Below are 13,782 nucleotides of genomic sequence, written 5' to 3'. Positions count from 1 at the left end.
CACCACATGAAGGTCCTCGTTCTCGGCGGCTATGGTCTGACCGGGGAAGCCCTTTCCGGCTTTCCGGCTTTCGCCGCGGTGCTCGCCATACTCAGGCTGATGGTCACCCGGCCCGAGATAGGATTCTAGCCCATTGCCTTCTGCTGGGCCCGGTTTGCGGCGGCTCAATCGGCCTTTTCGGTCCTGACGAAGCTCGCGCGCCCGGCGATGCGGGCCCACCAATCCCTGATCTCCGGAAACGTGGCCAGCGTTTCTCGCCCTTCGGCAACCTTGAGGAAATAGCCAATGACCGGCGCCGCATGCAGGTCGGCAAGGGTCAGTTGCGACCCCAGCAGCCACGGCCCCTCACTCTTCAGAGCCGTCAGCACCCGCAGCACCGTGTCGGCGTGGCGAAGCCCGCTGGCGATCAGTGCCTCGTCTGGCGCTTCCTTCTCCAGCCGCTCGACGGCGACATCCCAGACCATGGCGCGATAGCCGTAAGCGTCGAGCATGCCGATGATCTGGTTCAAGGTTGCGCGGGTGCGGGCGTCTTTTGGCTGCAGCGCCGGGCCGTCGAACGCCTCGTCGACATAGCGGGCGATTGCGCTGGTTTCGAACAGGCGAAACCCGTCATGCTCGAAGGCCGGGATGCGGCCGAACGGATGGTGCTCGAGATACCAGGCCGGAATGCCCTCCGTCGCGAAGACATCGACCGGCACGAGATCGTAGTCGATGCCCTTTTCCTCGAGCGCGAGGCGGACGATGCGCACATAGACGCTGTAGTCCGCCCCGTAGACGATGGGCTTGCCCATCGCGATTGCCGGTCAGGCCATCGCCTTCTGCAAATTCTCGTCGATCTTGTCGAGGAAGCCGGTGGTCGAGAGCCAAGGTTGGTCGGGGCCGATCAGCAGCGACAGGTCCTTGGTCATGAAGCCGCTCTCGACCGTCTGGATGCAGACCTTTTCCAGCGTCTCGGCAAAGCGTTTCAACTCGGCATTGTCGTCGAGCTTGGCGCGGTGGGCCAGCCCGCGCGTCCAGGCAAAGATCGAGGCGATCGAATTGGTCGAGGTCTCCTCGCCCTTCTGGTGCTGGCGGTAGTGGCGGGTGACGGTGCCGTGCGCGGCTTCGGCTTCCACCGTCTTGCCGTCCGGCGTCATCAGCACCGAGGTCATCAGGCCGAGCGACCCAAAGCCTTGCGCCACCGTGTCGGACTGCACGTCGCCGTCATAGTTCTTGCAGGCCCAGACATAGCCGCCCGACCATTTCAGGCTGGAGGCCACCATGTCGTCGATCAGCCGGTGCTCGTACCACAGCTTCTTCGCCTTGAACTCGGCCTCGAACTCCTGCTCGTAGACCTCCTGGAAGATGTCCTTGAAGCGGCCGTCATAGGCCTTGAGGATGGTGTTCTTGGTCGACAGATAGACCGGATAGTTGCGCAGCAGGCCGTAGTTCAGCGAGGCACGGGCGAACTCGCGGATCGACTCGTCGAGATTGTACATGGCCATGGCGACGCCGGCCGCCGGCGCGTCGAACACGTCGTGCTCGATAACCTGGCCGTCCTCGCCGACGAACTTGATCGTCAGCTTGCCCTTGCCGGGGAAGCGGAAATCGGTGGCGCGGTACTGGTCGCCGAAGGCGTGACGACCGACGATGATCGGCTTGGTCCAGCCGGGCACCAGGCGCGGCACGTTCTTCATGATGATCGGCTCGCGGAAGATGGTGCCGCCGAGGATGTTGCGGATGGTGCCGTTCGGCGACTTCCACATCTTCTTCAGCTTGAATTCCTCGACGCGCTGCTCGTCGGGGGTGATCGTCGCGCATTTCACGCCGACGCCGTGCTTCTTGATGGCGTTGGCCGCGTCGATGGTCACCTGGTCGCTGGTGGCGTCGCGGTGCTCGACGCCGAGGTCGTAATAGTCGAGCGTGAGGTCGAGATAGGGGTGGATCAGCTTGTCCTTGATGAACTGCCAGATGATGCGGGTCATCTCGTCGCCGTCGAGTTCGACGACCGGGTTCGCCACCTTGATCTTCGCCATGGAAAGAATGCCTCGTTGCTGGGGATATCGGAACGGCCTGCCCGCATGGCTTTCGGCCGGGGATGCGGCTCGTATATCAAAGCATTTTTGGCCGCGCAAACGGCGATCCGCACCGGCCGGTCCCACCGTGGCATCGGCCGTTCCTTGCGAGAGCTTCATTTTCGCGGCCGAATGTGGCAGGGGACGCTGAAATGCCGCAAACAGCAGTTCATTGACGACGATGTCAGCCGACGAAAATCCCAGCACCGCCGCCGCCGCCGGCCCGGCGATCATCCTCGTCGAACCGCAGCTCGGCGAGAATATCGGCATGGTCGCGCGCGCCATGGCCAATTTCGGCCTCGCCGAACTGCGCCTGGTCAATCCGCGCGATGGCTGGCCGAGCGAGAAGGCGCGCGCTGCCGCCAGCCGCGCCGACCATGTCATCGATGCCGTCAAAGTGTTCGACGATCTCGCCTCGGCGATCGCCGATCTCAATTTCGTCTTCGCCACCACGGCGCGGGAGCGCGACGGCTTTAAGGCCGTGCGCGGCCCGGTCGAAGCGGGCAGGGCGCTGCGGGCACGTCACACAGCCGGCCAGCGCACAGGCATCCTGTTCGGCCGCGAGCGTTTCGGGCTCTACAATGACGAAGTGGGTCTCGCCGACGAGATCGTCACCTTTCCCGTCGATCCGGCCTTCTCCTCGCTCAACATCGCCCAGGCAGCACTTCTGATGTCCTATGAATGGATGAAGTCCGGCCTCGAGGACGAGACCAAGACCAATTTCTCCGGCCCCGAAATGCTGCCGGCGACCAAGGAGCAATTGCACGGCCTGTTCGCCTATCTGGAAGGCGCGCTCGAAGCGCGCGGCTACTTTCGCCCGGCGCAGAAGAAGCCGAAGATGGTCGACAATCTGCGCGCGGTGCTGACGCGCGCCGGTTTCGCCGAGCCGGAACTCAAGGTGCTGCGTGGCATCATCTCGTCGCTGGACAGGTTTTCACCGGCGATGCCGCGCGGAGACGGTTCGCCTGGAGATGATCCAAGGCGGCTTCCTGCAGCGGCGCGAAACCAGTCGCCGGACAAGGAAGAATAGAACCGGTTAAACTTGAGGCTCGCCAGTAACCGAATCTTATTCGGTTTCGTCCATTGTCCCCAAAACTGGGGGTGTTGGATGTTTGCGTCCAGTATCGGTCGTTTGCGCTTCTTTCTTTACTCTGTCGCCGCGACGGTGGCGGAGATTGTGGCGATCGTTGTCTGCATCGCGGGAACGATCGGCTTCGAGGGGCTGATCAATTCGACACCCGGCCCGTCGCGGCAGGGTATGGCTGGCGTCATCCTGGTCATGTCTCTGGCGTTTGTGCTGCTGCGCGGCAACATCGCCTGGCGCCGCAGCCGCGACGCAAACGGACGCAGTTGGATCCTGTGGGCCTACATCGTGTTCTCCGCCATCTACGCAGTCTTGCAGGCAGGTACCATGCTGGTCATCGACCTCGGCAACCCAGACAGCGTGCCCGGCGGCTTGAACCTGCTAGGCCTTTCCATATTCGGCCTCTGGGTATCGATCCTGGTGGCAAAGCCGGCCGGCGGCGTCGATATCGACGAACTAACATTCGTCTTTGATTTCGATGGCGCCGTTCCCGCGCCTGCGGGCGGCGGCATGATGGCTGCGAGCGCTGCACCGACTGCCGCGCGCACCGCCGCGCCGGCCGCGGGCTCGGCACCGGTCGCCCAGCCGATCGGCCGGCCACGGCCCGCCGGCTTCGGCAAGCGCGGGCTCTGAACAGTCCCGGGAAGATTGGGTCTCCGCCCGGAACTGCACAAAACTTGCTGGCGTCCGCCACTTCAAGATCATGATCGTTCGCGATAGAAGCGCCATTGACCAAATCATGGGCCAGCCTCTTACCGTGGTCCCCAGCCTCTTCTCGTGATCAGATGACAGTGAACGATCGATCAAGCCACCGCCCGATCCTGATGTTCGATTCCGGCGTTGGCGGCCTCACCGTGCTGCGCGAGGCACGCGTGCTGATGCCCGATCGTCGCTTCGTCTATGTCGCCGACGACGCGGCTTTCCCTTATGGCGCCTGGGAGGAGCCGGCGCTCAGGGCCCATGTACTGGAACTGTTCGCAAGGCTGCTCGACCGGTTTGCGCCGGCCATTTCGGTGATCGCCTGCAACACGGCGTCGACGCTGGTCATCGATGCCTTGCGCGAGAGATTTCCCTGCCATCCTTTCGTCGGCATGGTGCCGGCGATCAAGCCGGCGGCGGAGCGCACGCGCTCCGGCCTGGTCTCGGTGCTGGCCACGCCCGGCACCGTCAAGCGCCAATACACGCGCGACCTGATCAGCAAATGGGCGTCGAAATGCCATGTGCGACTGGTCGGCTCCGACCGCCTGGCACCATTGGCTGAAATCTACATGCGCGATGGCTTCGTCGACGAAGAGGCCGTGCGCGCCGAGATCGCGCCGTGTTTCGTCGAGCGTGACGAGCTGCGCACCGACATCGTCGTGCTTGCCTGCACCCACTATCCCTTTCTGGCGAACCGCATGCGCAAGACGGCACCTTGGCCCGTCGACTGGCTCGATCCCGCTGAAGCGATCGCGCGCCGCGCCGTTTCGCTGCTCGCCGACATCGACCCAAACGGTCGCGGCGAGACCTTGCCGGAAGGCGCCGACCTTGCCGTCTTCACCTCGAACAGAACCGATTTCCCGACCCGCCGGCTGCTGCAGGGCTTTGGGCTGGCGATGTCATGATCGCCGGCACCGGGAACATCATCGGGGACGGCTGCGTTTTCCTCCCATTGCAAACGGGAGAACCGATCATGCCAGCCACCTCGAAAGCCCAGCAAATGGCCGCCGGCGCGGCACTGTCCGCCAAGCGCGGCGAGACGAAGAAGAGCGAGCTCAAAGGCGCATCGAAGGAAATGTACGAATCGATGAGCGAGAAGCAGCTCGAGGAATTCGCCGAGACCAAGCGCAAGGGGCTGCCCAAGAAGAAGCATTGAAGCGCCACACCAGAGGCATCAAAAAGCCCGCGGCCAAGACCGCGGGCTTCGATTGCGATTGTCAGTCCTCTGGGGCCGAAGCCGGGCTTACCAGCGCAACCAGCAGCGCTTTACCTTGTAGCGGATGACCTTCTTGTGGCCGTGCCGCCACACGACCTTCTTCTTGACCACGATGCGGCAGACCTGATGTGGCCGGTGGCCATGCCAATGCCGCGCCTGTGCCGGTTCCGGTACGGCAACGGACATCGATCCTGCCAGTACGGCTGCACCCACCAACGAAAGGAAGTACTTCTTCATGCGACTCCGGGCTCCTTTGGCTCCAGTCCCTTCATAATGCCGTTGGTGCAACCTCCCGCCCACATCCGGCATCGCACTCAACCCAAAGACGTTATGTTGTCGCCATCGCCGGCGCCAGCCGCGAGCTTGACACCGGTTAAATCTCCGTTTAACCAGCGCCCCAACACCGGGCCGCAATGCCCGGTCGTTTATTTTGCATGGCAAGACCTCAGGGAAATCAGGTTTTTCGTTTCCTTGGTCTTGTTTGAACTGACGTGTCCCGTGGGTTTTCCGTCGCGTTGCGTGGAAAACCCTGTCAGGTCTCGAAAACGGAGGCCAGAGGAGGGCGCGTTTCCTTCACCCGGACCATGAGGTTCCGGGTGGTTTGTTTTGAAAGGGAATGCGATGAGCAAGCGCGAATCCGCGAAGTACAAGATCGACCGCCGTCTTGGCGAAAATATCTGGGGCCGCCCGAAGTCCCCGGTCAACAAGCGTGAATACGGCCCCGGCCAGCACGGCCAGCGCCGCAAGGGCAAGCTTTCCGATTTCGGCCTGCAGCTGCGCGCCAAGCAGAAGCTGAAGGGTCACTATGGCGACGTTTCGGAAAAGCAGTTCCGCAAGGTCTATGAAGAGGCCGACCGCCGCAAGGGCGACACCTCGGAGAACCTGATCGGCCTGCTCGAGTCGCGTCTCGACGCGGTCGTCTACCGCGCCAAGTTCGTGCCGACCATTTTCGCCGCACGCCAGTTCGTCAACCACGGCCACGTCAACGTCAACGGCAAGCGCGTCAACATCGGCTCGTACCGCTGCAAGCCGGGCGATGTCGTGGAAGTGCGCGAGAAGTCGAAGCAGCTGGTGATCGTGCTGGAATCGGTTGGCCTCGCCGAGCGCGACGTGCCCGACTACATCGAAGCCGACCACAACAAGATGGTCGCGACCTTCGCGCGCATCCCCGGCCTGTCGGACGTTCCGTTCGCCGTGCAGATGGAACCGAACCTGGTCGTCGAATTCTATTCGCGCTGATCGGTTGGGTTCTGCGACACTATCGAAGGCCGCCCGTCGAGGCGGCCTTTTCTTTTGTGCATAGCGCCTTGCCAAAAACCGATTTCGATTTTCCGGCCGATGCGCTAATCCGGGCGCAACAGGGATTTGGGCCGACGCGCCATGAACATGCTGCCAGAAGCCGATTCACTTGAACCCGTTGCCGATGCCGAAGGCGGCTTTCATCCGCTGTTCGCCGATGTGCCGTCTTCCGTCGAGTTCAACAAGCTGCGCAAGCGGCTGCTCAGGCTCACCCGCCAGGCGATCGACGATTTCGCGATGGTCAGGCCCGGCGACCGCTGGCTGGTGGCCTTGTCCGGCGGCAAGGATTCCTACGGCCTGCTCGCCGTGCTGCTCGACCTCAAATGGCGCGGGTTGCTGCCGGTCGAGCTCTTGGCCTGCAATCTCGACCAGGGCCAGCCGAATTTCCCGAAGCACATATTGCCTGACTATCTCGACAGAAACGGCATACCGCACCGCATCGAGTATCAGGACACCTATTCGGTGGTCACCGACAAGCTGCCCGAGGGCAGCACCTATTGTTCGTTGTGTTCGCGGCTGCGGCGCGGCCATCTCTACCGCATCGCGTGCGAGGAGGGCTGCTCGGCATTGGTGCTCGGCCACCATCGAGAGGACATTCTCGAAACCTTCTTCATGAACCTGTTCCATGGCGGCCGTCTCGCCGCCATGCCGCCAAAGCTGCTCAACGACGAAGGCGATGTCATGGTGCTGCGGCCGCTTGCCTATAGCGCCGAGGCCGATCTCGAGAAATTCGCAGCCGCCATGAAATTCCCGATCATCCCTTGCGACCTCTGCGGCAGCCAGGAAGGCCTGCAGCGCAACGCCATGAAGGCGATGCTGGACGAGCTGGAAAAGGGCATGCCCGGCCGCAAGGACACGATGATCCGCGCCATGGCCAATGTGCGGCCATCGCATCTGCTCGACCGAAACCTGTTCGATTTCGCCGCTCTCAACGAAGCTCCAGATCTCCGGCAAGACAATCCTGATGACATTTGACGACAAAGCGATCGACTGGCTCGCCGACCTTCTGTCCGACGTGGCCAAAGCCGAGATCATGCCGCGCTTTCGCCGGCTGGGCGAGGGCGACATCCGCCAGAAGACATCCGCCGCCGACCTGGTTACGGAGGCCGACGTCAATGCCGAGCGGCTGATCACCGCAAGGCTGCGCGAACACTACCCGCAAGCGATGATCGTCGGCGAGGAAGCCTGCTCCGACAATCCGGCGCTGCTTGGCGGCCTCGGCGATGCCGATCTCGCCTTCGTCATCGATCCGGTCGACGGCACCTTCAACTTCGCCTCCGGCGTGCCGCTGTTCGGCGTCATGCTGGGTGTCGTGGTCAAGGGCGAGACGGTCGCCGGCATCATTCATGATCCGGTCGGCAAGGACTGGCTGATCGGCGCCAGGGGCGCCGGCAGCCATATCCGTCACGCCCGTGGCAGCCTGGAGAAGGTGCACGTTGCGGAGCCGGTGCCGATCTTACAGATGACCGGCGCGGTATCATGGCAATACATGCCGGAGCCGGAACGCTCCCGTCTGGCACGCAACCAGACCAAGTCGCTCTCGCAATTCGGCTATCGCTGCGCGGCGCACGAATACCGCCTGCTGGCCAGCGGCCACGCCCATTTCGTCGTCTACGCCAAGCTGATGCCGTGGGACCATCTGGCCGGTGCGCTGATCCATACAGAGGCCGGCGGCCATGCCGCGCGCTTCGACGGCAGCCCCTACCGGCCTTCGCATCTCGACGGTGGCCTGCTCGTTGCACCCGACAGGCAGAGCTGGCAGGAGTTGCGCCGCGAACTCTGGGCCGAATAGGCGTGAACCCTCGGTCCGCACTTGTCGCAGCGGTCCTTGCCATCGCCCTTGTTGCCGGTTCCAGCGAAGCAGGAGCGCAAGAACGCGCCTGTCACAGCCCCGATCCCGTCGACACCTTGAAAGAGATGTCGGCCGCCATCTATGCTTGCTGGAAGCCGCCGCCCGGGACCGCCGGCATGTCCCTGACATTGCGGTTCTCGCTCCGCCGAAACGGCACGCTCATCGGCAAGCCGCGCGCAACCTTTTCCGATCTGGGAACCGACAGCGCGTTGAACCGGGCCTTCGTGGCTTCCGTCCTCAAGGCACTCGACGAGGCTCTGCCTCTGCCCCTTTCGGACAGCATGGGCGGCGCAATCGCAGGGCGTATGCTTGCCCCTCGCTTCACGGCAACCTTTGAAAGGGCCTCGTGAAGCGTGTCGCCCAAAAGTGCGCAGCGGTTTTGGGACAACGACACGCACAAAACAAAAACTTAGAGCGCGCCCGCGCGCATCAAACGGGTGGGTTGTGCGGCTGGAACATCTTGCCGCGCTCGGCGATGAAGATCATCAGCAAGGCCGCGACCGATACGCTGCAGAAGCCGGCGGCTAAAGGCGTCACCGTGCCGTTGAAGGCCTGGCCGATCAGCGTGCCGAGGATGCCGCCGAGGAAGGTCTGCATGAAGCCGAGAATGGATGATGCCGTGCCGGCCAACTGCCCGAGCGGCTCTATGGCCAAAGCGTTGAAGTTGGCGCCGAGCGCACCGAACGGCACCATCGCGCAGGCAAAGAAGGCGATGAACAGCCAGAGCGGCATCTTCATTTCCAGGGACACCAGCAGCCACGCAAGGCTGATCACCAGGAACAGCAGCAGCGCGCTCTGCGACAGCCGGCGCATGCCGAAGCGGCCGACGAGGCGTGAGTTCAGATAGTTGGAAAAGGCGAGCACCGCCGCGACACCGGCGAAGATGACCGGGAACATCTCGCCGACATTGAACACGTCGACATAAATCTGCTGGGCCGAGGCGATGAAGCCGAACATGGCGCCGAAGATGAAGGTGCTGGCGAAGGCATAGCAGAGCGCGATGCGGTTGGTGAGCACGATGCGAAAACCGCCGACGATGGATGCGGCCGTCAGCGGCCGGCGATACTCGGGATGCAGCGTTTCGGGCAGGCGCAGCAGCGACCAGGCGGACACGATCAGCGCGCCGGCCGCCATGGTGATGAAGATCCAATGCCAGGAGGCAAACAGCATGATGAACTGGCCGATACCCGGCGCCACCACCGGAATGGCCATGAACACCATGAAGATCAGCGACATGACCTCGGCCATGCGCCTGCCGTCGAACGTATCGCGCACGATCGAGACGGCGATGACGCGCGTGGCGGCCGCACCAATGCCTTGCACCATCCGGAGCAGAAGCAGCGTCGCGAAAGACGGGGCGATTGCTGCCGCGCCGGCCGCGAGCACATAGATGATCAGCCCGGCGACAAGCGGAGGGCGGCGCCCGAAACGGTCGGAGATCGGCCCGAAGAAAAGCTGTCCGCCGCCGAAGCCGAGAATGTAGGCGGTGATCACATATTGGCGATGATTCTCATTGATGACGCCGAGCGAGGCGCCGATCTGCTGCAGCGCCGGTAGCATGATGTCGATGGCTAAGGAGTTGAGCGCCATCAGCGCCGCGCACAACGCGATGAATTCCCAGCGCGGAATAGGCAGGCTGCCTGTCTGCTGCGGCGCTTCAACCTGCTTGTCCACGGCAAAGTCCGATCTTTCAAACGAGTAAGCGCCGGAGAACCGGCGCATTGGCTCGTCTCATTCCCGAGGCCCGGGAGTTAGAATTGCCGAGGTGGGGGCAGCCCCGAACGCTTTAGTGCATGTCGTCCAATGCACTAGCCGAAATCAGGCGGCGCCTTTGACGCTGACGCCTTTTTCGACGAGGAACGTCTGCAGTTCACCCGCCTGGAACATCTCGCGCACGATGTCGCAACCACCGACGAACTCGCCCTTGACGTAGAGCTGCGGAATGGTCGGCCAGTTGGAATATTCCTTGATGCCCTGGCGCAATTCCGCCGAGTCGAGCACGTTCACGCCTTTGTAGTCGGCCCCGATATAGTCGAGGATCTGGACCACCTGGCCGGAGAAGCCGCACTGCGGAAAACCGGGCGTGCCCTTCATGAAGAGCACCACGTCGTTGCTCTTCACTTCGCTGTCGATGTAGTCGTTGATACCGCTCATGGAGAATCCTTTCACGCCTGTGGGAGTCAGGCTCGAAACATAGCCATCAAATAAACCCATAGGTTGACCGAAACAAGATGTTTGCGCCGCCGCCGCGGAAATGGCGCAAAGGATCGCCGATGTTGGGCCAAGCATCTGAGCCAACTGCTTTCTCAGGGGCGTGATGAAAAGACGATATGGCGCCGCGATCCTGATCGCCATCCTGCTGGTGGCAATGGCTCTGGCCTGGTGGTCGAGGCGCCCCGCGCCGCTGCCGCTGGTCGTCGGCGGCGAACTGCCGGCACCGTGCCGGGATGTCGGCTTCGAGGCCGTGTCCTATGTCGTCTGCGAGATCGACCTTCGCACCAACAGCATCGGCGTCTTCCATGACGGCGCCGATGGCAAGCCCTTCGGTTCGCTGCAGGCTTTCGTCAAGGCGATGGCGGGTGAGGGCAGGCCGGTGCTGCTCGCCATGAATGGCGGCATGTACCATGAAGACCTGACGCCGGTCGGCCTTCTGACAGAGGATCGCATTCAAAAATCGCCGCTCAACCTCGCCGACGGCGAGGGCAACTTCTTCCTCAAGCCGAACGGCGTGTTCCTGATCGGCAAGGATGGCAAGGCGGCGGTCATGGAGGCGACCGCCTATGCCGCCGCCAGGCCGGATGTGGCGTTTGCCACGCAATCCGGGCCGATGCTGGTCACCGACGGCCAGATTCACCCGCGCTTCGAGCCGAACGGCACGTCGCGCTACATCCGCAACGGTGTCGGCGTGCGCGACGGCAATACGGTCGTGCTGGCAATCTCGCGCTCGGCGGTCAGCCTTGGCAGCTTCGCACGGCTGTTTCGCGACGCGCTCGGCTGCCCCAACGCGCTGTTTCTCGACGGCGCGGTCTCGGCGCTGTCGGGTGGCGAGCGGATGATCGTCGGCGGACATTATCCGGCGGGGCCGATCATCTCCGTCTCGGCGAAGAGACCTGCGGCCGGGTAGCCTCCCAAAGAAAAGCCTTCGTCTGCCCTGTCCGGCGTCAATTGGCCGCTGCCGAATATAGCTATAGCTAAATCTTGAAGCATACGCTATCCTCGCCGCGATCTGGAGGAACGCAGGCATGCACGAAACGAAATCCTTGCTGGAGCGAAAGCTCGATCGAAGGCTGCTTCTGGCCGGTGGCCTTATGGCTGCCGGCGGCACGGCGGTCGCGGCGAGTGCCGCCCGCGGGCAGACAAGCCACGCCGGTCACGAGATGCCGGCGGCCGCTGCCGCTGAAGCGCAGCCGGCGCATCTCTCGGCCCATGGTTCGATGATCACGGTCGGCGAGGTCGATGACGCCCGCAACGGCTTCGATCCGTCGAAGCTGCTGAGCGACTGGTATACCGGGACGGTGTCGACACTGCCGGACGGGCGGACGCTTCGCACCTTCGAGGTCACGGCCGAGGACAAGGAGATCGAGATCGCGCCGGGCATCATGTTCCCGGCCTGGACCTACAATGGCCGTGTGCCGGGACCGACTTTACGAGCGACCGAGGGCGAGCGGCTGAGGATCGTCTTCCGCAACCAGGGCTCGCATCCGCATTCGATGCATTTTCACGGCATCCATGCCGCGCGCATGGACGGCGTTCCGGGCGCCGGCCTGATCGGGCCGGGCGAGGAGTTCGTCTACGAGTTCGATGCCAGGCCGTTTGGCTGTCATCTCTACCACTGCCACGCCCTGCCGCTGAAGCGGCACATCCAGAAGGGCATGTACGGCGCCTTCGTGATCGACCCCGATCCGGCCCGGCATCCGGAGCACGAAGCGGTCGCCCGCTCGCGCCTGCTCGGCACGCCCGAGAATGCCGGCTGGCAGGAATTCGTCATGGTCATGAATGCCTTCGACACCAACTTCGACAATGAGAATGAGGTCTACGCCGTCAACACGGTCGCTCACGCCTATGCGAAGAAGCCGATCCGGGTGATGAAGGACAAGCCGGTCCGCATCTATCTCGTCAATGTCGTCGAGTTCGACCCGATCAACTCCTTCCACCTGCATGCCAATTTCTTCGACTACTACAATCAGGGTACGACGCTCACGCCCACGCTCAAGACGGTCGACTTGATCACCCAGTGCCAGGCCGAGCGCGGCATCCTCGAGTTCCATTTCCGGGAGCATGAGCCAGGGCTCTACATGTTCCATCCTCACCAGTCGGAATTCACTGAACTCGGCTGGTCCGGCATGTTCGACGTCGTGGAGGCCGTGTCGTGACCGATCTGGGCCGGACTTCTGCCGACACGCGCGCCGACCGCCCAAGGTCGGCCTATCTGCTCTGGGTCGCGCTGCCGCTCGTCGTGCTCGGGCTGGCCATCGCCTGGCTGGTCTCCTCGGACCCGCTGTCGAGCTTCCGCAATGGCGCGCCGGCGGTCGAGAACCTCACTTTCGAGCGGACGATCCTGGGCGCGGACGGCATCCGCGTTCTCATCCGCGCCGGCGGATCGGAACCGATGACCATCGCGCAGGTCCAGGTCGACGATGCCTACTGGCAGTTCACGCAGGATCCGCCGGGACCGATCGCGCGCGGCGCCACGGCCTGGATCAGCCTGCCATATCCCTGGGTGCTAGGAGAGGCGCATGCGATCAACGTCGTGACCAGCACCGGGACGACGTTCCGGCATGAGATCGCCGTCGCCGTACCAACGCCGACACGCGATTCGCTGAGCTTCGCCGCGCAGGCGGTGCTTGGCGCCTTCGTCGGCATCCTGCCGGTGGCGATCGGCCTGATGTTCTATCCCGCGCTCCGCGGCGTTGGACGCAGCGGCATGGACTTCCTTCTGTCGCTCACTGTCGGGTTGCTCGCCTTCCTGTTCGTCGATGCCCTGGAGGATGCGTTCGAACTGGCCGGCGAGGCCGCCGCCCTGTTCCAGGGACCGACGATGATCGTTCTCGCCGCCACGGCCAGTTTCCTTCTGCTGATGGCTGCGGGCCGGCGGAGCGGAACGCCGACCGGCCTGGCTTTGGCCACCTTCATCGCGCTCGGCATTGGCTTGCACAATCTCGGCGAAGGGCTGGCGATCGGCGCCGCCTTCGCCTCGGGCGCTGCGGGGCTGGGCACCTTTCTCGTGCTCGGCTTCACACTGCACAACATCACCGAGGGTATCGGCATTGCCGCCCCGATCCTGAAGCAACGGCCGCCATTGCGGACCTTCGCCGCGCTGACGCTGCTGGCGGGCGGCCCCGCCGTGATCGGCCTGTGGATCGGCAGCCTTGCCTATGCCCCGCAATGGTCGGCGCTGGCGCTGGCGGTCGGCGCCGGGGCAATCCTGCAGGTGATCGTCGAGCTCGTGTCGATGCAGCTTCGCCAGCGGACCGACGGCACGCGCGCCTTGCTCGCACCGGCCGCGATGGCTGGTTTGGCGGCCGGAGTTGGCTTCATGTACCTCACGGCGATGCTGGTAAAGATCTGAACAGCGCCG

Annotated in this window: 17 protein-coding genes; 12 read left to right on the top strand and 5 right to left on the bottom strand. The window is 63.5% G+C overall.

What is annotated here, in order from left to right; genetic code table 11:
- Positions 1-6 precede the first annotated feature (6 nt).
- A complete protein-coding gene (locus AC04SI_RS13655) occupies positions 7-129 on the top strand; it encodes a hypothetical protein (RefSeq protein ID WP_404284026.1) in 123 nt (40 codons plus the stop codon).
- A 35-nt stretch (positions 130-164) separates the two neighbouring features.
- Here AC04SI_RS13655 and AC04SI_RS13650 read toward each other — a convergent pair whose 3' ends face one another.
- Together AC04SI_RS13650 and AC04SI_RS13645 are read right to left on the bottom strand one after the other, a co-directional pair.
- Entirely contained in the window at positions 165-791 is a 627-nt protein-coding gene (locus tag AC04SI_RS13650; protein WP_404284028.1) for a glutathione S-transferase family protein, read from the bottom strand.
- A 12-nt stretch (positions 792-803) separates the two neighbouring features.
- Positions 804-2,015: an NADP-dependent isocitrate dehydrogenase gene (locus AC04SI_RS13645; protein ID WP_404284029.1), complete on the bottom strand. Its 1,212-nt coding sequence runs from the start codon at positions 2,013-2,015 to the stop codon at positions 804-806.
- A 220-nt stretch (positions 2,016-2,235) separates the two neighbouring features.
- Here AC04SI_RS13645 and AC04SI_RS13640 point away from each other — a divergent pair, with 220 nt between their 5' ends.
- From AC04SI_RS13640 to AC04SI_RS13625, 4 genes are all read left to right on the top strand, one after another.
- Positions 2,236-3,084 (top strand): RNA methyltransferase, encoded by an 849-nt coding sequence (locus AC04SI_RS13640; RefSeq protein ID WP_404284030.1) that lies wholly within the window; start codon positions 2,236-2,238, stop codon positions 3,082-3,084.
- Positions 3,085-3,096: 12 nt separating this feature from the next.
- Entirely contained in the window at positions 3,097-3,771 is a 675-nt protein-coding gene (locus tag AC04SI_RS13635; protein WP_488474318.1) for a hypothetical protein, read from the top strand.
- A gap of 191 nt (positions 3,772-3,962) precedes the next feature.
- Positions 3,963-4,742, top strand: coding sequence for a glutamate racemase (murI, locus tag AC04SI_RS13630; RefSeq protein ID WP_404277146.1), 780 nt, complete (start codon positions 3,963-3,965; stop codon positions 4,740-4,742).
- 68 nt (positions 4,743-4,810) lie between these two features.
- Entirely contained in the window at positions 4,811-4,993 is a 183-nt protein-coding gene (locus AC04SI_RS13625) for a DUF3008 family protein (protein WP_120015466.1), read from the top strand.
- 87 nt (positions 4,994-5,080) lie between these two features.
- Here AC04SI_RS13625 and AC04SI_RS13620 read toward each other — a convergent pair whose 3' ends face one another.
- Positions 5,081-5,290, bottom strand: a complete 210-nt coding sequence (locus AC04SI_RS13620) for a hypothetical protein (RefSeq protein ID WP_192178957.1) — start codon at positions 5,288-5,290, stop codon at positions 5,081-5,083.
- A gap of 384 nt (positions 5,291-5,674) precedes the next feature.
- Between AC04SI_RS13620 and rpsD the strand changes: the two genes are divergently transcribed.
- The 4 genes from rpsD (at position 5,675) to AC04SI_RS13600 (ending at position 8,554) form a co-directional block, all read left to right on the top strand.
- The gene (gene rpsD / locus AC04SI_RS13615; RefSeq protein WP_006206017.1) at positions 5,675-6,292 is read left to right on the top strand and encodes a 30S ribosomal protein S4; all 618 of its coding nucleotides are present in this window, start codon (positions 5,675-5,677) and stop codon (positions 6,290-6,292) included.
- A gap of 141 nt (positions 6,293-6,433) precedes the next feature.
- Positions 6,434-7,327: a tRNA 2-thiocytidine(32) synthetase TtcA gene (ttcA, locus tag AC04SI_RS13610; RefSeq protein WP_404277119.1), complete on the top strand. Its 894-nt coding sequence runs from the start codon at positions 6,434-6,436 to the stop codon at positions 7,325-7,327.
- Positions 7,317-8,144, top strand: a complete 828-nt coding sequence (locus AC04SI_RS13605; protein ID WP_404277117.1) for an inositol monophosphatase family protein — start codon at positions 7,317-7,319, stop codon at positions 8,142-8,144. The genes ttcA and AC04SI_RS13605 overlap by 11 nt, the downstream gene beginning before the upstream one ends.
- Positions 8,145-8,146: 2 nt before the next feature.
- Positions 8,147-8,554 (top strand): hypothetical protein, encoded by a 408-nt coding sequence (locus AC04SI_RS13600; protein WP_488474317.1) that lies wholly within the window; start codon positions 8,147-8,149, stop codon positions 8,552-8,554.
- 79 nt (positions 8,555-8,633) lie between these two features.
- Here the strand turns inward: AC04SI_RS13600 and AC04SI_RS13595 are convergent, their stop codons facing one another.
- Positions 8,634-9,833, bottom strand: coding sequence for a multidrug effflux MFS transporter (locus tag AC04SI_RS13595; RefSeq protein WP_488474339.1), 1,200 nt, complete (start codon positions 9,831-9,833; stop codon positions 8,634-8,636).
- 189 nt (positions 9,834-10,022) lie between these two features.
- Positions 10,023-10,358, bottom strand: coding sequence for a Grx4 family monothiol glutaredoxin (gene grxD / locus AC04SI_RS13590; protein ID WP_006206022.1), 336 nt, complete (start codon positions 10,356-10,358; stop codon positions 10,023-10,025).
- 163 nt (positions 10,359-10,521) lie between these two features.
- On the opposite strand from grxD, the gene AC04SI_RS13585 reads away from it, so the two are divergent.
- The 3 genes from AC04SI_RS13585 (at position 10,522) to AC04SI_RS13575 (ending at position 13,773) form a co-directional block, all read left to right on the top strand.
- Entirely contained in the window at positions 10,522-11,328 is an 807-nt protein-coding gene (locus AC04SI_RS13585) for a phosphodiester glycosidase family protein (RefSeq protein ID WP_404277113.1), read from the top strand.
- 118 nt (positions 11,329-11,446) lie between these two features.
- Positions 11,447-12,577, top strand: a complete 1,131-nt coding sequence (locus AC04SI_RS13580) for a multicopper oxidase domain-containing protein (protein ID WP_404277111.1) — start codon at positions 11,447-11,449, stop codon at positions 12,575-12,577.
- On the top strand, positions 12,574-13,773 hold the full coding sequence (locus AC04SI_RS13575; protein ID WP_404277109.1) for a ZIP family metal transporter: 1,200 nt from the start codon (positions 12,574-12,576) through the stop codon (positions 13,771-13,773). Before AC04SI_RS13580 ends, AC04SI_RS13575 begins: the two co-directional genes overlap by 4 nt.
- The last annotated feature ends 9 nt before the right edge of the window (positions 13,774-13,782 follow it).

The sequence above is a fragment of the Mesorhizobium sp. CNPSo 4689 genome, from assembly GCF_057784325.1.
The sequence above is the reverse complement of the archived record's forward strand: the minus strand, read 5'-3'. Positions and strand labels throughout refer to the sequence as shown.

Bases quoted from the DNA above. Each gene is read 5' to 3' on its own strand.
- grxD (WP_006206022.1), bottom strand. From the start codon at position 10,358: ATGAGCGGTATCAACGACTACATCGACAGCGAAGTGAAGAGCAACGAC.
- AC04SI_RS13585 (WP_404277113.1), top strand. From the start codon at position 10,522: ATGAAAAGACGATATGGCGCCGCGATCCTGATCGCCATCCTGCTGGTG.
- AC04SI_RS13620 (WP_192178957.1), bottom strand. From the start codon at position 5,290: ATGAAGAAGTACTTCCTTTCGTTGGTGGGTGCAGCCGTACTGGCAGGA.
- AC04SI_RS13650 (WP_404284028.1), bottom strand. From the start codon at position 791: ATGGGCAAGCCCATCGTCTACGGGGCGGACTACAGCGTCTATGTGCGC.
- rpsD (WP_006206017.1), top strand. From the start codon at position 5,675: ATGAGCAAGCGCGAATCCGCGAAGTACAAGATCGACCGCCGTCTTGGC.
- AC04SI_RS13655 (WP_404284026.1), top strand. From the start codon at position 7: ATGAAGGTCCTCGTTCTCGGCGGCTATGGTCTGACCGGGGAAGCCCTT.
- AC04SI_RS13580 (WP_404277111.1), top strand. From the start codon at position 11,447: ATGCACGAAACGAAATCCTTGCTGGAGCGAAAGCTCGATCGAAGGCTG.
- murI (WP_404277146.1), top strand. From the start codon at position 3,963: ATGTTCGATTCCGGCGTTGGCGGCCTCACCGTGCTGCGCGAGGCACGC.
- AC04SI_RS13645 (WP_404284029.1), bottom strand. From the start codon at position 2,015: ATGGCGAAGATCAAGGTGGCGAACCCGGTCGTCGAACTCGACGGCGAC.
- ttcA (WP_404277119.1), top strand. From the start codon at position 6,434: ATGAACATGCTGCCAGAAGCCGATTCACTTGAACCCGTTGCCGATGCC.
- AC04SI_RS13605 (WP_404277117.1), top strand. From the start codon at position 7,317: ATGACATTTGACGACAAAGCGATCGACTGGCTCGCCGACCTTCTGTCC.
- AC04SI_RS13640 (WP_404284030.1), top strand. From the start codon at position 2,236: ATGTCAGCCGACGAAAATCCCAGCACCGCCGCCGCCGCCGGCCCGGCG.
- AC04SI_RS13625 (WP_120015466.1), top strand. From the start codon at position 4,811: ATGCCAGCCACCTCGAAAGCCCAGCAAATGGCCGCCGGCGCGGCACTG.